Source organism: Coprococcus ammoniilyticus (assembly GCF_025567345.1).
Lineage (GTDB): Bacteria > Bacillota > Clostridia > Lachnospirales > Lachnospiraceae > Coprococcus > Coprococcus ammoniilyticus.
Map to the genome: position 1 here is coordinate 20,929 of NZ_JAOQJS010000007.1, position 22,793 is coordinate 43,721.

22 protein-coding genes are annotated in these 22,793 nt (G+C 41.2%); 3 read left to right on the top strand and 19 right to left on the bottom strand.

The annotated features are described in order from the left end of the window. Window positions 1-6: 6 nt before the first annotated feature. The 14 genes from OCV60_RS11710 to gabT form a co-directional block, all read right to left on the bottom strand. Window positions 7-354 (bottom strand): hypothetical protein, encoded by a 348-nt coding sequence (locus OCV60_RS11710; protein WP_243175734.1) that lies wholly within the window; start codon window positions 352-354, stop codon window positions 7-9. After that, window positions 293-454 (bottom strand): helix-turn-helix transcriptional regulator, encoded by a 162-nt coding sequence (locus OCV60_RS13180; protein WP_317258986.1) that lies wholly within the window; start codon window positions 452-454, stop codon window positions 293-295. The genes OCV60_RS11710 and OCV60_RS13180 overlap by 62 nt, the downstream gene beginning before the upstream one ends. A 131-nt stretch (window positions 455-585) precedes the next feature. Then, window positions 586-894: an AzlD domain-containing protein gene (locus OCV60_RS11720; protein ID WP_021943195.1), complete on the bottom strand. Its 309-nt coding sequence runs from the start codon at window positions 892-894 to the stop codon at window positions 586-588. A gap of 2 nt (window positions 895-896) precedes the next feature. After that, complete coding sequence (locus tag OCV60_RS11725) at window positions 897-1,598, bottom strand: AzlC family ABC transporter permease (RefSeq protein WP_262530218.1); 702 nt, start codon at window positions 1,596-1,598, stop codon at window positions 897-899. Between the two features lie 19 nt (window positions 1,599-1,617). Continuing rightward, entirely contained in the window at window positions 1,618-2,367 is a 750-nt protein-coding gene (truA, locus tag OCV60_RS11730) for a tRNA pseudouridine(38-40) synthase TruA (RefSeq protein ID WP_021943194.1), read from the bottom strand. A gap of 14 nt (window positions 2,368-2,381) precedes the next feature. Then, complete coding sequence (locus OCV60_RS11735; RefSeq protein ID WP_117785778.1) at window positions 2,382-3,368, bottom strand: 2-hydroxyacid dehydrogenase; 987 nt, start codon at window positions 3,366-3,368, stop codon at window positions 2,382-2,384. Between the two features lie 324 nt (window positions 3,369-3,692). Further along, complete coding sequence (locus OCV60_RS11740; RefSeq protein ID WP_243863377.1) at window positions 3,693-4,817, bottom strand: SGNH/GDSL hydrolase family protein; 1,125 nt, start codon at window positions 4,815-4,817, stop codon at window positions 3,693-3,695. 17 nt (window positions 4,818-4,834) lie between these two features. Beyond that, window positions 4,835-6,424, bottom strand: coding sequence for an MBOAT family O-acyltransferase (locus OCV60_RS11745; protein ID WP_118483274.1), 1,590 nt, complete (start codon window positions 6,422-6,424; stop codon window positions 4,835-4,837). 116 nt (window positions 6,425-6,540) lie between these two features. Next, entirely contained in the window at window positions 6,541-6,768 is a 228-nt protein-coding gene (locus OCV60_RS11750; protein WP_021943190.1) for an acyl carrier protein, read from the bottom strand. Between the two features lie 17 nt (window positions 6,769-6,785). After that, entirely contained in the window at window positions 6,786-8,345 is a 1,560-nt protein-coding gene (locus OCV60_RS11755; protein ID WP_262530219.1) for an AMP-binding protein, read from the bottom strand. A gap of 33 nt (window positions 8,346-8,378) precedes the next feature. Then, window positions 8,379-9,962, bottom strand: a complete 1,584-nt coding sequence (locus tag OCV60_RS11760) for a HAMP domain-containing sensor histidine kinase (protein WP_262530220.1) — start codon at window positions 9,960-9,962, stop codon at window positions 8,379-8,381. 21 nt (window positions 9,963-9,983) lie between these two features. After that, on the bottom strand, window positions 9,984-10,739 hold the full coding sequence (locus OCV60_RS11765; protein WP_262530221.1) for a response regulator transcription factor: 756 nt from the start codon (window positions 10,737-10,739) through the stop codon (window positions 9,984-9,986). A gap of 192 nt (window positions 10,740-10,931) precedes the next feature. Then, window positions 10,932-11,699 carry a YdcF family protein gene (locus tag OCV60_RS11770; RefSeq protein WP_262530222.1) on the bottom strand — a complete coding sequence of 256 codons (768 nt, stop codon included), beginning with the start codon at window positions 11,697-11,699 and terminating at the stop codon, window positions 10,932-10,934. Window positions 11,700-12,010: 311 nt separating this feature from the next. Continuing rightward, window positions 12,011-13,369 (bottom strand): 4-aminobutyrate--2-oxoglutarate transaminase, encoded by a 1,359-nt coding sequence (gabT, locus tag OCV60_RS11775; protein WP_262530223.1) that lies wholly within the window; start codon window positions 13,367-13,369, stop codon window positions 12,011-12,013. A 418-nt stretch (window positions 13,370-13,787) separates the two neighbouring features. Here gabT and OCV60_RS11780 point away from each other — a divergent pair, with 418 nt between their 5' ends. Beyond that, window positions 13,788-15,044 (top strand): PucR family transcriptional regulator, encoded by a 1,257-nt coding sequence (locus OCV60_RS11780; protein WP_262530224.1) that lies wholly within the window; start codon window positions 13,788-13,790, stop codon window positions 15,042-15,044. A 59-nt stretch (window positions 15,045-15,103) separates the two neighbouring features. Here the strand turns inward: OCV60_RS11780 and OCV60_RS11785 are convergent, their stop codons facing one another. Both OCV60_RS11785 and trkA read right to left on the bottom strand, forming a co-directional pair. After that, entirely contained in the window at window positions 15,104-16,564 is a 1,461-nt protein-coding gene (locus tag OCV60_RS11785; protein WP_021943182.1) for a TrkH family potassium uptake protein, read from the bottom strand. A gap of 37 nt (window positions 16,565-16,601) precedes the next feature. Continuing rightward, window positions 16,602-18,011: a Trk system potassium transporter TrkA gene (gene trkA, locus OCV60_RS11790; protein ID WP_262530225.1), complete on the bottom strand. Its 1,410-nt coding sequence runs from the start codon at window positions 18,009-18,011 to the stop codon at window positions 16,602-16,604. Window positions 18,012-18,190: 179 nt separating this feature from the next. On the opposite strand from trkA, the gene OCV60_RS11795 reads away from it, so the two are divergent. Both OCV60_RS11795 and OCV60_RS11800 read left to right on the top strand, forming a co-directional pair. Then, on the top strand, window positions 18,191-18,757 hold the full coding sequence (locus OCV60_RS11795; protein ID WP_262530226.1) for a chromate transporter: 567 nt from the start codon (window positions 18,191-18,193) through the stop codon (window positions 18,755-18,757). After that, on the top strand, window positions 18,754-19,335 hold the full coding sequence (locus OCV60_RS11800) for a chromate transporter (RefSeq protein WP_262530227.1): 582 nt from the start codon (window positions 18,754-18,756) through the stop codon (window positions 19,333-19,335). The genes OCV60_RS11795 and OCV60_RS11800 overlap by 4 nt, the downstream gene beginning before the upstream one ends. Window positions 19,336-19,426: 91 nt before the next feature. Here OCV60_RS11800 and OCV60_RS11805 read toward each other — a convergent pair whose 3' ends face one another. From OCV60_RS11805 to OCV60_RS11815, 3 genes are all read right to left on the bottom strand, one after another. Further along, complete coding sequence (locus OCV60_RS11805; protein WP_117808262.1) at window positions 19,427-20,017, bottom strand: zinc dependent phospholipase C family protein; 591 nt, start codon at window positions 20,015-20,017, stop codon at window positions 19,427-19,429. A 137-nt stretch (window positions 20,018-20,154) separates the two neighbouring features. Beyond that, window positions 20,155-21,921, bottom strand: coding sequence for a GGDEF domain-containing protein (locus OCV60_RS11810; RefSeq protein ID WP_262530228.1), 1,767 nt, complete (start codon window positions 21,919-21,921; stop codon window positions 20,155-20,157). A 103-nt stretch (window positions 21,922-22,024) separates the two neighbouring features. Beyond that, window positions 22,025-22,741 carry a hypothetical protein gene (locus tag OCV60_RS11815; protein ID WP_173788808.1) on the bottom strand — a complete coding sequence of 239 codons (717 nt, stop codon included), beginning with the start codon at window positions 22,739-22,741 and terminating at the stop codon, window positions 22,025-22,027. Window positions 22,742-22,793: the final 52 nt, after the last annotated feature.

Here is a 22,793-nt window from a genome sequence, read left to right on the forward strand (position 1 = left end):
CTTCATCTATCCATGGTTTTGCATTCGACTTTGATATAATAATCTTCTTAAAAAAATCTTCTGATATGGGCGTTTACCTATTTCTCTCTGCTTTTGTAGATCATCCAATAGTTTCCCCTCAGAAAATGCAACAATTTCTTTATAGGTTTGAACATCATTATCTTTTTTTACCTTTTCAACCTGAAAGGCAAAGTACATAGAGAGTGCCCAAATGATTCCCCAAGGGATGAATGCCCAAACGCCAAACCACATAAATAGCAGAACTGCCGAAACTGCAGTGACAATCAGCATTTTAGTGTAGATTTTTCCATAGCGGTTCATTTTCCCAATTTGAGATTGTTTGTCTTGAAACATAAACTCGATCGGCTGACTCCTCTTGGGATAATTGTACTTCCTGACGATGTTTTTTTATTTGTTTTCCGAGTTCCATCTCTTCACCTCCTAGTATACTCATACTAATCAAAAAGTCATATTTTCGCTATCAAAGGACATTGACATCAAGGTTTTTAGCGTGTCAAAAGTCTTTTACATTCCAGGTCGGCGATATAGCAAGTTCTTTGTCCTCACTTTTCGGATTCACAACCCCTATAAAAACGCCAATATTCTCTCCACTACAAACACTGTCACACAGGCGGCGGCAGCTACGACTACCAGCCCTTTTTCACGAATACCAAGGATAACCGCTACGACAAATCCTGCGATCGCACTGATAACACTTTCCGTACTGTAGAAAATCGCCGGAAGGGTAAGTGCCGTCAGGCAGGCATATGGCACATAGTATAAAAACGAACTTAAAAACTGATTCTCTATCTTTTTCCTGAATAACACCAATGGCACCGCACGGATCAGATATGTGACAACCGCCATTGCGATAATATATGTATATACACTCATCTCTATTCTTCTCCTTTTTTCTTAACCGGTGCAACGATCGCACCGATTGCTGCTGCCGCTACTGTACATATAACGATCGATATTCCGGTCGAGATAAAGTGGAATATCGGAACATAATATAAAAGGATACTGAACAAAGCTGCAACGCATACCACAAATAACACAGATTTTGACTTCTTGGCAACCGGAACAACGATTGCCACGAACATGCCATAAAGTGCAAGACTGAGTGCGCTGCACACAGACTTTGGAAGCAGCCCGCTGGCTACTGCTCCGGCAAATGTACCACCGCCCCAGCCAAGGATCGGAAGGATCTGAAGTCCTAACATATACGGAAAGGTCACTTCTTTGAAATATCCCATTGCAACTGCAAAGATCTCATCTGTATTTGCAAATGCGATGATCAGACGCTTCCAGATGCCTACATCGTCAGCTAACTTCTGCGTAAGTGAAAGACTCATCAGACCATATCTCAGATTGATAATAAGCTGGGTAAGGATCACCTCAAGGATCGTTCCCCCGGCAATGATGATCTGAAGTCCGGCAAACTGACCGGCACTTGTAACATTTGTAACGCTGGTAAAAACTGCCTGAAAGACACTGAGTCCGCCTTTGATCGCAAGAATACCAAAACTAAAACTAACTGCAAAATACCCCAGGGCGATCGGGATTCCATCCTTCAGCCCATTTTTAAATTCATTCATTTGTACTACTTACTCCATATTACTTTTTTTCATAATCAACCTGCATCAGGCACAAGCCCTGCGGTGGTGCGGTCGGCCCTGCGAGCTGTCTGCACCGGCCTGTAAGCACCTCTTCCATGTATGCCGGTTCCATTCTGCCTGCCCCAACCTCTACCAGAGTACCGGTCAGGATACGAACCATATTCTGTAAGAATCCGGCTCCGTGGAAATCAAGAATCACATAATCGCCATCTTCCTTAATATCAATCGCAAATAACTTCCGAACCGTCGATTTCTTCATCTGCTTATTGCCACAGAAGCTCTTGAAATCATGTTCACCGACCAGATAAGCTGCTGCCTTTCGCATCCGTTCACAGTCGATCGTCTCACCCTCATCCAGAGTCCAGACGTATTTCCGGTCAAATACCGGCTTCAGCCTGCCACGATAGATCGTGTAACGGTAATGCTTGCCCTTTGCATTAAATCTTGCATGAAACCGTTCTGCTGCCGGAGTAACCTCCAAAATGCAGATATCATCCGGCAGATAATGATTCATATAATCCCGGATCTCCTCCGGTGTCTTATCTGTCGGAACCGGGCCGCTTGCGACCATTGCCCTTGCATGCACACCTGCATCGGTTCTTCCCGCTCCGTTGATCCGTACTTCTTCGCCTGCCATCAGGGAAAGCACTGATTCGATCTTTCCCTGTATGGTCACAACGTCTTTTTTATGTTCCCACCCATGATATCTCGTTCCATCATAGGCGATCAGAAATCTGTAATTCTGCATAATCGTTTCCTTTTCTACACGGCGTTTATATCCTTGATCGTGCCATTCTCATAATCTCTCGCATTGTCCAGTGTGGTACGGCTGATTGCTTCCAGTGCTTCTTCCGTCAGGAAACCCTGATGGGAGGTTACAATGACATTCGGGAATGACAGCAGTCTTGCCGTGATCGAGGATTCCAGAATATCATCCTCACGATTCTCAAATACATTATTTGTTTCTTCCTCATACACATCCAGACCGATACCGAAGAATTTCTTATTCCGATTTCCCGTGATCAGATCCTCCGTCTTGATCAGTGCGCCTCTCGATGTATTTACAAGGATCACATTATCCTTCATCTTATTGATCGTCTCTGTGCAGATCATATGGTACGAATCATCTGTCAGCGGACAGTGAAGAGAGATCAGATCACTGGTCGATAACAGCGTATCCAGATCCACATACTCTACAAAATCCAGGGATGGATTCCGGTACATATCATATGCCTGAACCTTCATGCCAAATCCATGACAGATCCGGCACATAGCTGCTCCGATCTTACCGGTTCCGATGATACCCGCGGTCTTGCCATAGAAGTTCATACCTGTAAGACCTACCAGACTGAAATTATTCTCACGAACCTTGATATAGCTCTTATGGATTCTTCTGGTAACCGCAAGTGCCAGTGCCATCGCATGCTCTGCAACCGCCTCCGGTGAATAACCCGGAACACGGAGCACCGTGATACCACAACGGTTTGCTGCATCCAGATCTACATTATTGAATCCGGCACAGCGCATTAACACTAATTTTACACCATTTACAGCCAGACACTCAACTACTTTTTCACTGACATCGGAACTTACAAATGCACAGATCGCATCATATCCTTTTGCAAGAGCTGCTGTTCTCGGCGAAAGGTCTGCTTCTAAAAACTCTACCTCCAGATCTGAATATTCCGGTAATATCTTTTCAAATGAATCTCTGTCATATTTCTTCGTATCATAAAATAAAATCTTCATATTCCATATCCTCCTATCATATCCTGCTGCCAGGCATCTGTAAAAGCATCGTATACTGCCATATTTTCGCTTATTTTTCGGTATGCCTGTATAATTCTATATTTCTGCAACTATTATTTACATTTCATTGCCATTTTATCACAACATCCATGTATTTACACAAATAAAATTATCTATTACAAATCGTTTCTCATCACCCAACACTCTTTACAGATAAAAAGAGATCATCCTGTATCTTTTACCGATACAAAACAATCTCTTTTCTCACAGGAATTGTCTTCTGATTCTTTCAATCCTTCTGATCATTCCTGTTCATATTATTTATTACTTATTGTTTTTTGTAGTTGTCGTAGTTTTCTTATCACTGCTTTTTTTGTTCTTTTTTTTATCCTTTTTTCCGGCCGATTGTTTATTTATTTTTTCAGCCTCAACGGTTGTCTGAGTCTGTTCGCCATTCTCATCTACCGTAATAACAGTTGCAGGATTCTTCATATACTTTTTGTATACCTTATACTGTTTATTCCAGTCAGTATACCGGGAATCTTTTTTCTTATTTTCAAATGAATAATGTTTTGAAATATATTTTCCTATCTCTCTTGTTACTTTTCTTGCACCGTAACAGTTCAGATGTTTTCCGCCATCTCTGGTATCTGTTCCCCAGTTGATCTTATTTTTGCCCTTTACCGTATTCAGATCAAGGAATGGGATTCCTAATTTCTTCGCATACTGTGTCATACCATTATGTTTTTTATAATTCCACGAGCTTGCTGTCGGCATCTCAACAAACATAACTTCAACATTGTTTTCTTTGCAGATATCCAGGAACATCTTAAGAAAAATTCTAGAAGACTTCGGTACCGGTTCAATATCCTTTGTCTCTACCATCTTATCTTCACCTGTATAAGCCACAACCGTTCTGCTCAGATACTGACCTCTTGTACTGGAACGATAAGTATATGATTTTTTCTTAAAGCTGTCCTTAAGTGCCAGTGTTTTCCACCTGTCATGATACTTCATGATCGGAATATATTTATAGATCAGGGATTTGACATTTCCCTCTACTCTAGATACCTGTGTCTTACCTTGCCACAACAGATCCACATCCAAAACAACCAGCTTCGGTTTCTGGCAGGTCAGTACTTCCTGAAGGACATTGACTGTCTCTGCAATATTCTGCGCTCCCTCCGCCGCAACATAGGTTGGAATTCCATAGTTCTTCCACATCATCATTGGAGAGTAGGCACTGTATGCGTTACTGTTTCCCATGACAACAACATCCAGCGAATTTCTCGGTTCTCCATAGAAGCCTCTGGCATTCGGATTTGACAAACCACCTTCCGGGTCACTGGTCTTCGGATAGAATACAACCGACAGAACTCCCATCAGTACACAGAAAATGATGAAAAACAGGATACATTTTATTATATTTTTTGTTTTGTCTTTTTTCATATCGTTCACCATCTATCCTAAAATTGTGCGTATATAAAGCCTGCGACTTCATATCCGCTTCCATATGCTCCAAGGATGATCACGGAAAAGATCAGTCCATAATATAATACCCAACGGAATACAATATTCTTTGTTGCAATATCTTCTCTGATATGACGTCCCTGTTCCTGATACAAGCCAACCAACAGCAACACAATTGCTCCAAAAAGCAGTAACAGGAAATCACTCATACCAATCCGGACATCAAACAATTCACCATAACGGATCGGATCCCATGACAGATTCCGGAACATCGATATAAACATCTGTCCGAAGATCTTCAGATCATCTGCACGGAACATCAGCATACCGATATTAACAAAGATAAAGGTTCTCACAACCTGAAGAGCCTTATAGATCTTACCTTCGCGGTTCACATGCATTTTTTCAAATAATTTTCTGAATAATGGTTCTGTCAAAAGTCCGAGGATCATGATCAGACAGTAATAAATACCGTACATAACATACTTCCAGCTTGCTCCATGCCAGATACCGGTTCCAAACCATACTGCAAGCATGGCAATTGAGGTCGGGATCAGGGTTGCAAAGAACGCATTGAACTTCTCTCTTGTCTTCTTGCTCAGTTTCATAAATGCCTTGGATAGAGAGATGGTATAGAATACATAATCTTTAAACCATGCACCAAGTGTCATGTGCCATCTTCTCCAAAACTCGCTGACTGTCTTTGACATAAACGGTCTTGCAAAGTTTTCTGACATCTCAATGCCAAACATCTGCGCACTACCGCGGACGATATCCATACAACCGGAAAACTCTGCATACAACTGTAAGGTATACAACAGCATTCCTATGATGACATACAGTCCGTCATACTGATCGTGGAAATTAAAAATCTGATTTACATACATATTTGCACGGTCAGCAATTACGATCTTCTTAAACAGACCCCAGAACACAAGCTGAAGTCCCATTGTTGCATTTTTATAATCAAACGGATGTCCTTCATATACCTGATCTCCCAGCAGATCAAAACGTCCGATCGGGCCTTCCACAATATGTGGGAAGAATACCAGAAACAAAGCAACCTTTCCAAGATTATCGGAGGCTTTGTATTTACCACGGTATACATCTACAATGTAGCTGATCGCCGATAAAGTGTAGAACGAGATACCAAGCGGCAGCATCATATTCTGCATTGGATTGGATATCTTAATATGGAAAATACTTAATATATCACAGAACACCTGTCCGAAAAATACGGAATATTTCAGATATACCAGAATACCAAGATTTAATAATACAATGGATACACAGACACATTTTTTCTGCCATCCGATGATCGACTTGAATTCCTTTTTATTTTCCTTTGGCAAGGCTTTCTTCGCCATACTGAAACCATCATCAATCTTATTCAGCAGCAGACCGCCAAAATAAATCGACAAGGTACTGAACAATATAAATACAATATATTTTCCGGAATTAATAAAATAGAACAGATAACTGAATATCAGCAGAACCTTCCACTTGTGCTTTAGGGGCACGATCGAGTAGAAAAAGAAGGATCCCATCAATATAAATCCCAAATAAGCTATAGATGTATAAGACATTTTTTTCTCCCTATCACTGATACCGAAAATCTACCGGGCAGCCATTTTCTGTATGTATTACAAAAGGCCGTCCGGTTTATTCCCAGTATTTCTTTTTTCCTCAGTCTGTAAACTAATTAATCATCACTGAGTCTCTGGATCATATCATAGATCGTCTGAACTGTTTTGAAGTTCTCTGGAACGATATCTACAGGTGTGATCTCGATATCAAATGCATCATTTAATTCCATAACAAGTGTTACCATTGTGATGGAATCTAAGACGCCATGGCCGATCAGGTCTGTATCATTTTCAAAATCAACACCTGGTTTTACTTCGTTTAAAATCTCTAATAATTCATCCATTTCTTTTTCCTCATTTCTTATAATTTATAGTTATTTTTCAACCACTTACGATCAATTTTTCCATTTTGATTGTGTGGCATACTCTTCACTCTTACAAACTGGTTCGGTTCCATATAATGTGGAACTTTTTTCTTGAATTCCCCAAGCAGGAATGCATCATCCAGTTTCTTACCTTCATATATAAATACGATCTTATCCTCTGCATCATCGTAGATACATGCATAGCTTCGGATACCTTCGATTGCACCGGCAGCCGCTTCGATCTCGCCGAGCTCGATACGGTAACCCATATGTTTGATCTGATAATCTTTTCTTGATATATAGACCAGTTCGCCATATTTATTATATTTTACAAGATCACCTGTCTTGTAGATCAGTTCCGGATAATTCGGGTTTAACGGATTCTGGACAAAGGCTTCTTTTGTCTTTTCTTCATTTCCATAATATCCAAGAGCGACAAAGGAACCTCTGGCATATAATTCACCTTCTGCACTGAAGCCTGTCTCCGGATTGATCTCCGGCGAAACCACCTTGCCATCTTCTCCAAGTACAAATACATCACAGTTGTTACATGCATTTCCCATTGGAAGTGGCTCATCGTCACGAAACTTTCTGTTTACCACATAGTAGGTACAAATATCGGTTGTCTCTGTCGGGCCAAACAGGTTTGCATACATGGCATCCGGCAGATTCTCGATCCAGTAATTCAATGGTCTTGTCGGCATAACCTCGCCTGCAAATAACACTTTTTTCAGATTCGGAAGCTCGGCATACTGGAACATCTTATAATTTGCAATGATTGAAAGCGCCGATGGAACCCAGTAGATCGTATTAACCTTTTTCTCATTCAGAAATTCCATGAGCTTGATTGGGAATGAAAAATATGCTTTTGGTATTATATACAATGTTGCGCCATTTTTCAACGTGCTATATAAATCTGAAACAGACATACTAAAATAAAATGGGGTCTGATTTCCAAATATTGTTGTCTCGTTGATATCAAAGGCTTCTGTATACCATGTAATATAAGAAAGAATATTTGCATGTGATATAACCGCACCCTTTGGAACACCTGTCGAACCGGAAGTAAATAATGCATACACCGGATCCGTATCGATCATATTAGCTCTTACCTTTGCCAGACAACTCTGGTCTGCTTCCTGATCCATCTCATCCAGATTGAAAATCTTTGGTGCATAGCCCTTGCCGTCCTCTGTTTCAACATGCAGCTCTTTTGCTTTATCGAGATGCTTATTATCGGTTATGGCAGCCTCCGGTTTCAATGCCTTTAAGATCTTATTCACTCTGTCAACCGGCATCTCCGCATCTATGACCACATAAAAGTTTCCGCTATATACAGCACCCATGAATGCTGCCACACTCTTCGGCTCCTTATCAAGAAGTACAACAACCGGACGATTTTTGCATCCGCCAAGTCCCTGATATAACCATGCTCCAACCTGTTTTGCAGTTTTCTCCAGTTCTTTATAAGTGAGTCCTCCGTTAACATCGGCAACTGCTAATTTGTCTGGATATTTAGCTGCTGAGCCTTCAATAAATTCAAGTACATTCTTCATATCTTTCTTTACCGGAACCTGTCCGGACCTCCTTTATTCCACGATTGCAAATACAAGTGTTACTGTATATTGCCCTTTCTTCTCTTTTACTGAAAAGTCTATGTTCATTTCCTGTGCAATTTTCTCACAGGTCTTAATTCCTATCCTTGTGCTTTCTGCTTCATTTCTGCTTTTGCTTATATGATTACTGATCACCAATGTTACCTTCGTATCCGATGTACTGTACTTAATATCTACCGGTTTGCTGTAATCCGAATATTTTCTTATATTCATAAATATATTATCAAACAGCCGTTTCAGATATGGGGCATCAATCTGTATCTTCGGTGAATTATCCTCTGCCTTAATCTGGAATGTAATTCCTTTTTCTTCTAACAGACACATATATTCACCGATCATCTGTTGGAAAAATTCTTTTGCCGGAAACTTTTCCATCTTCAGTTCATCCGTATGTCCGGAATATACGAAGAAGTAACGGAACAACTTGTCTGACAGATCTTTTAACTGCCCTGCCTTATCCACGCAGATATCAACGTACTGCTTATACTCTTCTTCCGAATCAAATTGACTTGTTTCCAGAAGATCCAGATACCCATTCAATACCGTAAGCGGTGTCCGGATATCATGTGCCATTGCTGTGACCAGATCCCGGTTCGCCTTCCAGGCTTCTTTTTCTTTGCTCATCTGCTGAATGATCGAATTTCTCATACTGTCAATATTATCTGCCAGCACATAGATCTCATCATTTCCGGATTTTGTGATAGTTGCATTGATATCGTTCTTTTTGATTCTGGATACCTCCCGTGTCAGACGTCTTACACGCTTTACCACACGACCGTTATAGATCATAACAAACATCATAAAGATAAACGAGCACACCAGAAAACCAATTGTCATCCAGAAATAGTAAACTCTTTTCTCTGAGTAATCCACGATACAGACATCATACAGACCATCCTCGAACCTCACAGAATAAAATGCATAATTTCCATACTGAGATGCTAATTCTTCTACATCTGAAGTATCGACCGGATTTGTTTCTTTATATTCTGACTCAGAAGATGCTATATCATTGCCAACATTTTCATTTGTCTTTTCTGTCTGTCTCTTATATTCTTTTTTCTTCCTGTAAATCTCAACCAGCCGTTTGTTTTTAATATTATTCAGCATCTGCTTCTTGTCTTCTTCAGACTCTGCAAGCTTTCTGCCCTTCTTGTTTCCATTTGTTATCTTATTAAAAAAACGCTCCATCGCGGTACGTCTTTTCTGTTTTGTTGAATCATATATTACATTCTCATTCTGATATACAAGAAGATATACACTTCCCTCTTCCTGCTGCCATCTGAGAATAGCATTCATATCTGTTGATTTTACCTTATTATCCCTGACATAATCGGAAAAGCGGTCGATCTTCTCGTCTGTTCGCCGGGCTATGGCTGTCTCGTCCAGATACTTTTTGTCAATTATATATACTGTAGTTTTCAGCCAGACGAAGAACAAACCGACTGCAAGTAACAGACTTCCTGCAATAACCAGAACCAGCTTCGTATTTAAGGTAAGCTTCTCGTCTGTTCTTTTTTCCCGTCTATTCCTTTGTCTCGTTTCTCTGTCTTTCATTCCGTCTGATCTTTTCAGGCTTTAATCCACCTGATATCCTTTTCCATAAATCGTTCTTATGATCTCAGGCTGTGCCGGATTCTCCTCGATCTTCTGTCGAAGCCTGAGCACATGCACCATGACCGTATTGGACGATGAAGGAAGATATTTTTCCTGCCAGATATTCTCATATAGTTCATCCAGATTCCAGGATCTACCACGATTCTTCACAAGAAAAAACAGCAGTGCAAATTCTTTATCCGTCAGATGGATGACTTCGTCTTCTTTCGTTACCACACGCTTATATGGATCGATCGATATTGTTCCGACACGAAGTATTCCATCCGCATTATCTTCTCTTCCTTTATAAACATTATAACGTCGGATCAGTGCTTTCACCTTCCGGATCAGCTCACTCTGTTCAAATGGCTTACTTAAGAAATCATCTCCACCGATATCGTATGCCTCATTCTTGTCCGGTTCCTGTGTCTTGGCTGTTAAGAACAGCACCGGAACCGATGAGAATTCCCGGATAGCCGCACAGCTTTCGGTTCCCGACATTCCAGGCATCATAATATCCATAATAACCAGATCAATATCCGAATGTTCTTTCATAATATCGATCGCCATCTGTCCGTTCTCTGCTTCCAGTGTTTTATACCCCTGCTTTTTCAGGTAAATACCTACAAGCTTCCGGATATCCTTTTCATCATCTACGATCAGAATCTTCGCTTTCTGTTCGGACAACAATCCCTTTTCCTTCTCTTCATCTATTGTTTTGTTATTTTTTAAAATCATAACCATATCCTCTCTTTTTCTAATATGCCCTGATTTTAACTTTCAATAACCACCCCAACATTATAGCATTTGCATCTATAATTCAAGTATGCGTCAGGTGTTGTTAAGATTTGTTAAGTCAGGTTATACCAGAAAATTACATCCTTTTTGTATCTAAATTTTTAAGATTCTTAAGTTTTTTGTTTAAGCTATCTAAAAAATCCATTCAAAGACGATTCCGTAAAGCTCCCTCAGATAATAAGTTGGCAATAACCACCACGCTGTTTTCCCGCACACCGCCGATGGTTTTATACCTGTATGTTCTGCAATAACAGATGCACGGTATTCATGAAATTCATTTGTTACGATAATAACCTGCGGATCCAGATTCTTCTCCTCTATGATCTTCTTTGAATATAGAAGATTCTCTCGGGTCGAGGTTGACCGGTCTTCCTTATATAAACGGTCCTGTGCAATTCCTTTTTCTGTCAGATACCGGTACATGCACTCCGCTTCGCTGATATTCTCACCTTTTCCCTGTCCACCGGACAGAATACACACAACCTCTTCATGTGTGTTCAGATAATCATATGCCGCATCTAAGCGTTCCGTCAGCATCAGGCTTGGACGATCGCCATTTACACCACAGCCAAGCACGATCATAACCGTTTCATCCTTCGGAGTGCTCTTCGATGCCCGTATCATGCATATCGTACCTGCTGCCGCAAATCCAACTGCAACTAATACAATCAGCAAAACGATCCCGCATATTACTTTTCCGGCAGTCCGGGTCATCCATTTTTTCACCCGGCGATTCACCCTGTGGAACCATGCCGCATATAAGATCAGGCAGATACCAAGAACAACTCCCGTAAGATTTCCTATGTTTTTAATCCCCTTCGTAACAAATGGATACAGAAATATGAATACTCCTGCAAATCCTGCTATGAATAATACTATTCTAAGCCATAATTTCTTCAATTTTCCCTGCATACCTCCCGTCTTTTTACATAATTCTCCCTTTTCTGGAGTTCACTCCATGTTTATAGCATCCAAATGCATCAAAATGCCATCATCTATATTGCGGAGCGATTAAGATTTATAAATGATCCGGTTACATTATATTTAAACACTATTATATACTGTTTTTAACAAAAAACAGCCATTTCAGGCAACGGATTGCTCCATTTAGAACAATTCATTATCCAAAATGACTGTATTTACACTAATTTAAAATGATTTCTAATGATTTTAAATCATTTTAAATTATTTCTTATAATTTCTAATGATTATTAATGTTTCAGGCATTCCTTAATAGATGCTTCAAAAATATCAAGACCTGCTGCAAGCTGCTCATCTGTCATTACAAGCGGTGCAAGGAAACGGATTACATTGTTGTAAGTTCCTGCGCCTTCTACTAACAGACCTTTCTTCGCACAGGTCTGGATCAGGTCAGATGTAAATGCTGCATCCGGTTCTTTTGTTTCCTGATCTTTTACGAATTCGATACCGATCATACCACCAAGTCCTCTGACATCACCGATAACCGGATATTTCTTCTGCATTTCCAGATAACGCTCTGTTACTTTCTTACCGATCTCACAGGAACGCTCTGCCAGATGATCTCTCTCCATAATCTCGATCGTCTTTAAGGATGCGGCACATGCCAGTGGATTTCCACAATAGGTTCCACCGATCGTTCCTGCCGGAACTGCATCCATAACCTCAGTTCTTGCAATAATGGCTGATAATGGCACGCCGGCTGCGATGGATTTTGCTGTTGCGATGATATCCGGCTCTACACCGGTCTCCTGCCAGTAAACAGAAGCAAACATACGACCGGTTCTGCAGAAACCGCTCTGTACCTCATCTGCGATCAACAGGATACCATTTTCATCACAGATCTTACGGACTGCTTTTACCCATTCGATCGGTGCAGGGATGAAACCACCTTCGCCCTGAAGCGGCTCAACAACGATCGCTGCGATCGTGTCCGCTGCCGCACACTGTTCAAATACATCGTAGATAGATTTGATATAGTAATCAACTGCCTTATCCTCAGGCATTCCTTCCGGATTTCTATAATAATATGGGAACTGTGCACGGAACACGCCGGCTGCTAACGGTCCCATATCCTTTGCATATGCTTTCTTGGATGTCATTGCCATTGTAAAATGTGTTCTTCCATGGAATGCACCGGAGAATACGATGATATTCGGACGTTTTGTATATGCCTTTGCTACCTTAACGGCATTCTCGTCTGCTTCGGCACCACTGTTTGCAAAGAATGCTTTCTTGCTATCACCCTTTACAGGTGCAATGCCGGATAACTTCTCTGCGAGTGCTACATAGCCTTCATGTGTTACGACATTGAACATGCCGTGGAAATATTTATCTGCCTGTGCTTTTACTGCTTCAACGACTTCCGGCTGAGAAAATCCGATATTCAATACACCGACACCGCCGATCCAATCCAAGAACTTATTGCCATCGACATCCTCGATCATGGCTCCTTCACCACGTTCTATAACGACTGGATATGCGCAACGAATCGCATTGGGAACTGCCTGTGCTCTCCTGTCTATGATTGCCTGTGCCTTAGGGCCGGGTAAAGTCTCTGTTATTATTTCCGGTAAATCTGTTCTTAACATATGTATCATCCTCCATCTTCTTAATACGAACGGCTTTTGTATCTGTGCCGTTCATTTATTTGCTCTTTTGAATTTTCTACAGTATGCCATTCATAAAAACCGATCACCATATCCCGCCAGCACAAAACTCCCACCCTATTTTGTGCTGATAGCACAATTATATGTTTGACAGGCACATATTTTCTATGGTATTGTTGGGTTATTGTAATCCATAGCACAAATCAGTGGTTTATTATATTAAGCAGCAGCTAATATAAACCTTATATAATTAAGTAAATATTAGGCAATCATGTTCAAACTGCTTGAAATCAATAAGCCACCGCCAAGCCGATACGCGCAGATCATATTTTGATTGAACGGACTTCTTATACATAGACAAGTAACAATTATCAAATTCTGCTAAGAAAGGATCTTATATATGGCAATATTATTAAGAGATTTATATAAAGAAACAAAAAGCACCTATGGTCTGGATCTGATCGCAGGGGAAGAAGGACTGGATCATCTGATGAACTGGGTCTATATATCAGAAGATCCCGGTACATTGGAATTCCTGCATGGCGGTGAACTGATCATTACGACCGGCGTTCTATGCGGAAATGAATACTGGTTATATAACTTCATCAAAGGGCTGATTGAGCATAAAACCTGCGGCCTTATTATCAATATCGGCGGACATCTGAACCGTTCCGATATCTCCGACCGTATCCGTATGCTGTGCGATCGGAAGCATTACCCGCTCTTTCTTATGCCATGGGAAACGCGGATCTTCGATATCACACACGATTATTACAATCGGATATTTGATGATACCCAGACCAGTCAGGCAATCTCAACAGCCCTTTCGCGCGTGATCCTTCACCCAAATGACAAAGCTCTGATGGAAATCAGCCTGCCTGTCTTATATGAACATGGTTTTCAGGCGGATGCACAATACCATCTCGTATATATATCAGATCTGCGTGATACAGCATCCATGAAACCAACCGCTGCACAGACAAATACCTCTATCCAGCAGTCTGAGCATTCCACCATCTCATCCGGTTATGCAAATACCGCCGGAAGTTTTCTTCAGAATCTGTTGACACGTCTGGTCAGAATCTATAATCTGCCATATACATTTGTCAACGGCACCAACTATACTCTGCTGATCTGCCCCGCGCGGTCAAATGAACGGCTCGAACAGGAGCTTAGCCGGCTTCTGTATTATATGGGTGAATCCGCCGGAACAGCTTTTCTACATATCGGAATCAGTTCCCCGTCCAAAGATCTGATCGGATTAAGTCAGGCATTTTTACAGGGACAGTGCGCCGTCCTGATGGCACAAAAAAAGAACAGTAGCCTGTTCTTCTTCGATGATATGGGATTCTATAAGCTTCTTTTATCTGTAAATGATACGGATGTGCTTAGAGAATATGTAAATGATACCCTGGGCTCCATCATTACATACGATGAGCAGCACCATACGAATTATCTGGAAACGCTCTCTCAGTATCTGCTCTGTGATGGCAGTATACAAAAAATTGCCGGTGCCCTGTTCTGTCACAGGAACACCGTCAATTATCGTGTTCGTATATTAAGAGAGGACTTACATCTTGCCTTAGATGATCCGTCCACTCGTTTTGAACTGATGACCGCATTTCAGGTACGCAGTTATCTTGATTTGTTTTCCTGAACCTGCTGCAGCACATTTTAATATCATGTACATCATATATCCGGTCATTAATTGGCCTGTTATTTTCTGCGTCTGACCGCCAGTAATTCTTTCCATGCCGGCGGATAGAACAACAAGAGCAATGGGAACAGCTCCAGTCTTCCGGCAAGCATATCGAACATTAACACGTATTTGGAAAATGTGCCATATACATTGAAATTCTTCGTTGGTCCTACCAGCTCCAGTCCCGGTCCGATGTTATTGATCGTTGCCGCAACCGCAGTAAAGTTTGATGTCATATCTTTTCCCTCAAAGGAGATCAGCAGTACGGATGTTGTAAACAAGATGATAAATGTTATAAAATATACATTTACCGCACGTACCACTTCATGCTCTACCGGCTTGCCGTCCATTTTGATCTTCTTGATACTCTTTGGATGCAGATAGGAATTCAACTCTTTTACCACACTTTTTACCACGATGATAAATCGGGATACCTTGATACCACCACCGGTACTGCCTGCACATGCACCAATGAACATCAGAATAACCAGTATCGTCCTACATGTCTGGTTCCACAGGTCAAAATCCACACTGGAGAATCCGGTTGTTGTTATGATCGAAGCGACCTGGAACGATGCATGACGGAGTACTGTCCAGAATCCATCCATTGTATGAATCAGATTCAATACAAGAACTGCGATCGCTGCCACAATAATGAGGAAATAGGTTCGCACCTCCTCCATCTTCAATGCCTTTTTGATATTGCCAAATAAAATCAGATAGTATGCATTAAAATTTACGCCGAATAAGATCATAAAGATCGTTACCACCCACTGCAGATATGGCGAAAAGCTGGCAAAGCTATCATTCTTTGTTCCGAATCCACCTGTACCCGCTGTTCCGAATCCGGTACAGAATGCATGGAATACCGGCATTTTCCCGGCTATTAACAAGATGATCTCTATAGCCGTTAATACAATGTAGATAACATATAATATTCGCGCCGTATACTTGATCTTCGGTACAAGCTTACCAACAGAAGGTCCCGGGCTCTCTGCTTTCATCAGATTGATATTTGATCCGCCACTAAGCGGCAATACCGCAAGCAGAAACACCAGCACACCCATGCCACCGATCCAATGTGTAAAGCTTCGCCAGAACAACGTCGTCCGGGATAATGCTTCCACATCGTTTAAGATACTGGCTCCTGTGGTTGTAAAACCGGAGATCGTCTCAAATAACGCATCTGTGAAAGATGGGATATCTCCTGATATGCACATTGGAAGTGCACCAAATATACTCAGTGCTATCCAACTCAATGCTGTAGCGATACAACCCTCTTTCAGATAGAATACATTTACTTTAGGTTTATGTTTTACAATGATGGCTCCAATCAGCATACAGATAACTGCCATCACCAGATAATCAATTCCTTCACTTTCCTGATAAATCAACGAAACCAGACATGGCAGAAGAAGCATAACCCCCTCCAGCATGACCACATGTCCGACTACGTATAAAATCATTGACCGATTCATAGCTTCCTATTTTCCCTTTTACAAAAATACTCATTACTTATACCAGAATATCCCTGATATCATTAAATCCTGTATGGGTCGTTACTACCATAGCAGTATCCCCGACTTCGATCGTATCATGACCGGATGGTGTAATAATCGTACCGTTTCGATTGATAAACGCGATCAGCACATCCTTCTTTAACTTCAGATCCATCAGTGGCTTACCCGTTACCTCGGATGCTTCATCCACACGGAACTCGATCGCCTCTACCCGGAAATCAAACATATGATATAACGTCTGCACACAGCTGTTCATGGAACGTGTATTTGATTTCGCACGAACATAAGCAGTAATAGTCTCCGCTGTAATAAAACTCGGATAAAATACACTTCCAAGGTTCAGATTATTAATTATTTCCTTGAAATTACTACGGTTGATCTTCGTGATGGTCTTTGCATCCGAAACATGTCTGGCATGCAGTGTCAGGAGGATATTTTCCTCGTCAATCCCAGTTAAAGCAACAAAGGATTCTGCATTGCTTAAGCCTTCTTCCTTTAATACATCCTGATCGGTTCCGTCTGCATTGATAATAACTGCTTTCGGAAGCAGAATACTGAGTCGCTCACAACGATCCTTCTCTTTCTCAATGATCTTTACATTGATTCCCATATTGATCAACTGACTTGCAAGATAATATGCAACGTCACCACCGCCGACGATCATCGCATCACTGACACGATTTGTCTTGAATCCGATAAAATCAAGAAATGCACGGCTCATCGGACGGGATCCTACAAACGAAAGAACATCTCCTGCATGCAGTTTAAAATGACCGGATGGAATATAGACTTCTCCATCTCTTTCAACCGCACAAATCAGAATATTGATATTCTTCGCTCGATCCATAAGCTGCTGACCAAGATGTGCCACAGACAGTCCGTCTAACATATTATGCTCCGGAATCTTGATCTTCGTCATCTCTGCCTGACCATGTGCAAAGGAATTGATCTCCAAAGCTGTCGGCATATAAAGCACACGCGCAACCTCCGTTGCTGTTTCAAGCTCCGGATTGATGACCATGGTAAGTCCCAGACTCTTTTTCAGATATTTTATCTCCTTGCTGTAGTCCGGATTTCTGACACGCGCTACCGTTGCGCAGTCACGTCCCTGTTTTGCGATCGTACAACAAAGCAGGTTCAGCTCGTCAGAATTTGTTACTGCGATCACAAGATCGGCATTCTCCACACCGGCTTCCATCAGCACACTGTAGCTTGCACCATTTCCGCAGATTCCCATAACGTCATACTGATTGACGTTCATCTCAATCTTATCCGCATTTTTATCAATGACTGTTATATCATGCCCTTCCTTGCATAACTGTCTGGTCAGTGCCGTTCCGACCTTACCGCATCCTATGATCAATATATTAAGACCCGTTTTCTTCGCGCCTCGTTGCTTAAACATCACTTACCTCCACCGACTTCGGCTATATATTATACATATCTTTTGTGCATAAAACGCTCACTTTATTATAGCGTCAATCTTGATTGTAACATCTTTTTTCTATATGTACAGTGATATTGGAAAATTTTATTTAAAGTTTAGTTTGATTCTGTGTTATACTACTGTCTGGAGGATTTGATATGTTATTTTCTTTATTTATTAATTTTTTCAAAATCGGATTATTTACATTTGGAGGCGGTTATGCAATGATCGCACAGATCCGGGAAGAAGTAGTTGCAAAACGAAACTGGCTCACGGAAGACGAACTGATCGAAGTGATTGCGATCGCTGAATCAACGCCCGGGCCACTGGCGATCAACCTCGCTACTTTTGTCGGTTATAAACAAAGAGGCTTCCGCGGAAGTCTGGCAGCCACCCTCGGTGTCTGTATCCCATCCGTTATTATTATATTTGTCATTTCTCTGTTTTTTGATGCTTTCATTGCAAATAAATATGTAGCATATGCCTTCGTTGGCATTAAATGTGCTGTTGCTTTTCTGATCCTTACAACCGGAATCAGCATGATGAAAACACTCGACCGAAAAAAAATACCGGTTCTTGTATTTGTAGTTACTTTTATAATCATGGTGATCGGAGAACTGCTTTCCAAATCCGTGAATGCAATTCTTCTGATCCTCGCAGGCGGCATCATCGGAATTTTTTGTACCTCTTTTAAAAGGATCCGAAAGGAGGATGCAGGCAAATGATATATCTGACATTGTTTATTGAATTCTTTAAAGTAGGACTGTTCAGCTTCGGAGGCGGCTTCGGCATGATACCGCTGATCCAGGATGCTATCATCCGCCATAACTGGATGAGTGAAGATGCCTTTTACAATTTTATCGGTGTCTGCGAATCTACACCGGGTCCGATCGCAGTCAACATGGCAACCTATGTCGGATCGACGCAGGCAGGACTTCCGGGCGGTATCGTCGCTACTCTCGGTGTCATCACGCCGTCCTTTTTCATTATATTATTAATTGCCGCAGTTATAAAAAATCTGACGAAAAATACCTACGTGCAGGGCTTCCTGTATGGCATCAAACCGGTTATCCTGGCCCTGATCCTTGCAACCGGAATCAACATGCTGTTAAAGTCTACCGGATATGTCAGCTTATCCGAATATGATGTGAATATCCCTGCTATCATTATTCTGTGCCTGCTTGCAGGAATCTATTTCTTCATCCGGCGCAAATGGAAGCAAAAGCTGTCAGCGATCTCCCTGATCCTGCTTTCCGCGGTTCTTGGAATCGTGGTATCCTTGATTGCCGAACACATCAGATAAAAAGTCACCTGATACAATACAGCGTATCAGGTGACTTCATATTTTTCATTGGCAGTCATAATTATCCTTTTATATCAGATTGCTCTGCCTTTTATTTTCGATAGGATGGAGCAAGTGCGTATGCCGGAACATACTCCTCTGCTGCCACACTGTTCATGGCAAATGCCCGTACCAGAAACGTACCGATGGTTTTTGATGCATTCCGAATATAGCGTGCATCCGTTTCATTATCTCCGGCCTCCGTCATATACAGTGCATGGTTTTTCTTCAGATACTCGACCGCTTCCTCCACAGAATGAACCATTTCACCGATCCGACTCGTTTCTTCCTGTTCTACATGTCCATGTCCAAATAAAAACTTCTGAAATCCACTTTCATATGCAACATGTTCAGAAAAACCGCCTTCAAAAATGGAGTTATGCGCATATGTGAAGAAATCCTCCACATAATGAAGTACATATCCGAGTTTCAGGAAAGAATATCTGCTGTTCTTCCCCTTTTCTTCCAGCTTCTGTATCCGGTTGACTGTATTATCAAATGAACTTTTCCAGGTATGCTTCTTAATATAGGTATGAACCAATATATCCGGCAGAATACTGCCTAACAATAACCACTTCCTTTTGTTCTGTGGAACCTGTTCTATAATTTCTCTGGTTACAAATAAATGACTTCTTTTTTTCATATCAGTCTCCTTCCCACTTTTAACTCGGCACAACTTTTTCCGTTGTTCCTATCTATATTTTACCGCAGGAAGTATGAAATACAAGCCATTTCACAGAATTTTCTTGAAATTAGAAAAATTTTCTAACAATTTTTACACTAACCAAGACATCTTACACAAAGGTAACATACCTGACTATCATCCGTATAGTCTTCCGCAGCCAGGATCTCCATCATTGTATCCTTATACTCTTCGCCATATTTTCTCCTGTATATGATGCTGTATGACTTTCCGGTGCCATTGATATTCTTTTTTAGATTTTGAAGTGAAGTCTTTTGCAAAAATGCCTGTCTGTCATCCGGATACAATTCATCTGAATTTGCAAATGTCGCAAACCAGTCTGAAAGCTTTGCCGAAAACACACTGTTCTTTAAGCTTTCTCTGTCAATACTTACAATCTGATATGAATTCTGTGTAAGATTAATGATAAGTACTTTAGTATATAGCTTTGTAAGTGCATTATGTGCAGCCTGCAATTTTCTCCGGTCTTCTCCCTTTTTACTGTAGTATTCTGCCTTACAGGCATACATTCTCTCATCCGCATGCTCTGCAAGTTCCTCAAAATTCTCCCACTGCCTTTCGCACTTCTCCGCATATCCCAGAGACACAGATACATCTGCTACTTTCTTTCCGGACCATTTGTTCATCCGTTCCTTAAAATCATCTATAATCTTTTTGAGTCTTCTGCTATCTGCAAACACAATTGCTGCGAACTCATCACCGCCAAATCTGTATACCCGTCCATATCCGTTAAAGCTCTTCATCATGCACTCCGCAGCTCCCTGAAGCAATTCATCGCCTGCCGCATGCCCCTGATGATCATTTACCTTTTTCAATCCATTGACATCCATGGATATATATACCATATCCGGTGATTCCCAGTATTCTTCCACATTCTCCTGATATGCTTTCCGGTTAAAACACCCTGTCAGTTCATCTGTATAGGCACTGCGCCTTACCCTGTCAAGCTTTGTAAACATACTTGCGAGTGCTTTCGCAGCAATTATAAAATACACGATCATAATCACCATTATGATAACATCTGTCTTTATATTCGAAAGTAAATTGCAGGTAACCACAACGATATAGTCATCTGTCCGGTCGAAAGCGCACCGGCTCACAATACCATCTATGTTCCTGTAGCATATTGCAGGGACATCTGCCTGTTCAGTAACCTTATCACGGGATATACCGACATCATTCAGCGTTTTACCAACCATTGCTGCTTTTGTACTTCCAAGGATTTTGCCATCTCCACTATCCGCAACAAATATATTGATGCCTGTATACATCGGCATATTGGAAATAACTACCGATATCTGATTCTGATTCATCTCATCAATCAGGCGCTTCGGTTCTATTCCTACCTGGATCATCTTTGTTCCGGAATTATTCCAGGTTATTGCATACATCATGCTTCGCCCCTCAGATGTATTTGGCATAACATCCTGGCACATTGTCAGGTCTTTATCCTGAAGCATGGGGGTAAAATATGCCATTTGATCTCCCGAATCAAAACTGTATCCATAATACTTTGGAATGGTTCCACCGTAAATAACTCCATTTTCATCAAATAAATGGATCTCATCTACAGACATAAATGCTGCAATCTTTTTCAACTCATTAAGATCATTTTCAACCTCCGGTTTTGCATCCAATATATAGGCAACTGCATTGACACGAACCTTATAATCCTCTTTTAAGGATTCCAGCATTTCTTTCTCCCGGCTGTCATTTTTTTCAATTACTTCCATCGTCTGGTTCATCAGCATCTGAGATGTTCTTTTGTAATCCTGTAAATTAACAACATATAATATGACGATTTCTAAAATCAATGCTAAAAAAACAGCTACATTAATCGTCATTGTCATCTGTCTGGTATTTTTATTCCTTTGAAAAAAGATTTTCTTCTTCAGTTTTCTTCCCCCTTTGCCTCCCCATATTTATATCATATATAAAATCGCTGTCTTACATACCTTCCGGCATCTCGGTCTCATAAAAGCCCCGTCCATTTCTGGTGCCCATTCGGATCGTCATGCCGAGATCCTCATAGACACTGGTGCACTCATAGTCAATCGGCTCTGTCGTTCTGACAAGCCTCTCCAGCTCTTCTGCAGCCGCCATATATTCGTCACCATCAAAGCCACCGATCGCCGGTCCTGACGCCCCATAATATAAAGTCAGATAGATCACCTTACCATCCTTATCTTCTGCCGCGATCGTATAGTCCAGTAACTCCTCATTATTCTCGGTTGTCTCCTTATCGCCAAATAATGTAACGATCTGACCAATGAACAGGCCATGATATTCTGCAAGTGCTTCGTCCTCATATACATTTAACAACAAATAACTGCCTGCCAGGTCCACATCATCATTTACTCTATAAAATGTATAATTCTCGCACGAATATCTCGCTTTCTCTGTCCCATCTGTCTTTTCTGTTGTGCTGTCTTTTTTCTGTGTATTCATATGATCTGAACTTCCCCCCGCTTCTTTTTCTGATGCTGCTTCTGTCTTCTCTGCTGTCGCATCTACTTCTATTGTCCGATAATTCTCAGTTGTTCCATCCATACTGTATTCGGATGTAGCTACCCATTCTCCATAATCTGTCGTGATACCTTCATCGGCACACCCTGTCATCATAAGCACTCCAACTGCCCCTAATAATAAAATCGTCTTTTTCATATCCGGTGTCTCCCCATATATTTATTTTACCCCTGTAAACCTATCAGATCTA

Excerpts from the sequence above, each read along its gene's own strand:
- OCV60_RS11810 (WP_262530228.1), bottom strand. The coding sequence starts at position 21,921 with ATGACGATTAATGTAGCTGTTTTTTTAGCATTGATTTTAGAAATCGTC.
- OCV60_RS11750 (WP_021943190.1), bottom strand. The coding sequence starts at position 6,768 with ATGGATGAATTATTAGAGATTTTAAACGAAGTAAAACCAGGTGTTGAT.
- trkA (WP_262530225.1), bottom strand. The coding sequence starts at position 18,011 with ATGTTTAAGCAACGAGGCGCGAAGAAAACGGGTCTTAATATATTGATC.
- truA (WP_021943194.1), bottom strand. The coding sequence starts at position 2,367 with ATGCAGAATTACAGATTTCTGATCGCCTATGATGGAACGAGATATCAT.
- OCV60_RS11805 (WP_117808262.1), bottom strand. The coding sequence starts at position 20,017 with ATGAAAAAAAGAAGTCATTTATTTGTAACCAGAGAAATTATAGAACAG.
- OCV60_RS11725 (WP_262530218.1), bottom strand. The coding sequence starts at position 1,598 with ATGAATGAATTTAAAAATGGGCTGAAGGATGGAATCCCGATCGCCCTG.
- OCV60_RS11765 (WP_262530221.1), bottom strand. The coding sequence starts at position 10,739 with ATGATTTTAAAAAATAACAAAACAATAGATGAAGAGAAGGAAAAGGGA.
- OCV60_RS11745 (WP_118483274.1), bottom strand. The coding sequence starts at position 6,424 with ATGTCTTATACATCTATAGCTTATTTGGGATTTATATTGATGGGATCC.
- OCV60_RS11795 (WP_262530226.1), top strand. The coding sequence starts at position 18,191 with ATGTTATTTTCTTTATTTATTAATTTTTTCAAAATCGGATTATTTACA.
- OCV60_RS11760 (WP_262530220.1), bottom strand. The coding sequence starts at position 9,962 with ATGAAAGACAGAGAAACGAGACAAAGGAATAGACGGGAAAAAAGAACA.
- OCV60_RS11780 (WP_262530224.1), top strand. The coding sequence starts at position 13,788 with ATGGCAATATTATTAAGAGATTTATATAAAGAAACAAAAAGCACCTAT.
- OCV60_RS11740 (WP_243863377.1), bottom strand. The coding sequence starts at position 4,817 with ATGAAAAAAGACAAAACAAAAAATATAATAAAATGTATCCTGTTTTTC.
- OCV60_RS11800 (WP_262530227.1), top strand. The coding sequence starts at position 18,754 with ATGATATATCTGACATTGTTTATTGAATTCTTTAAAGTAGGACTGTTC.
- OCV60_RS11735 (WP_117785778.1), bottom strand. The coding sequence starts at position 3,368 with ATGAAGATTTTATTTTATGATACGAAGAAATATGACAGAGATTCATTT.
- OCV60_RS11815 (WP_173788808.1), bottom strand. The coding sequence starts at position 22,741 with ATGAAAAAGACGATTTTATTATTAGGGGCAGTTGGAGTGCTTATGATG.
- gabT (WP_262530223.1), bottom strand. The coding sequence starts at position 13,369 with ATGTTAAGAACAGATTTACCGGAAATAATAACAGAGACTTTACCCGGC.
- OCV60_RS11720 (WP_021943195.1), bottom strand. The coding sequence starts at position 894 with ATGAGTGTATATACATATATTATCGCAATGGCGGTTGTCACATATCTG.
- OCV60_RS11785 (WP_021943182.1), bottom strand. The coding sequence starts at position 16,564 with ATGAATCGGTCAATGATTTTATACGTAGTCGGACATGTGGTCATGCTG.
- OCV60_RS11710 (WP_243175734.1), bottom strand. The coding sequence starts at position 354 with ATGTTTCAAGACAAACAATCTCAAATTGGGAAAATGAACCGCTATGGA.
- OCV60_RS11755 (WP_262530219.1), bottom strand. The coding sequence starts at position 8,345 with ATGAAGAATGTACTTGAATTTATTGAAGGCTCAGCAGCTAAATATCCA.
- OCV60_RS13180 (WP_317258986.1), bottom strand. The coding sequence starts at position 454 with ATGAGTATACTAGGAGGTGAAGAGATGGAACTCGGAAAACAAATAAAA.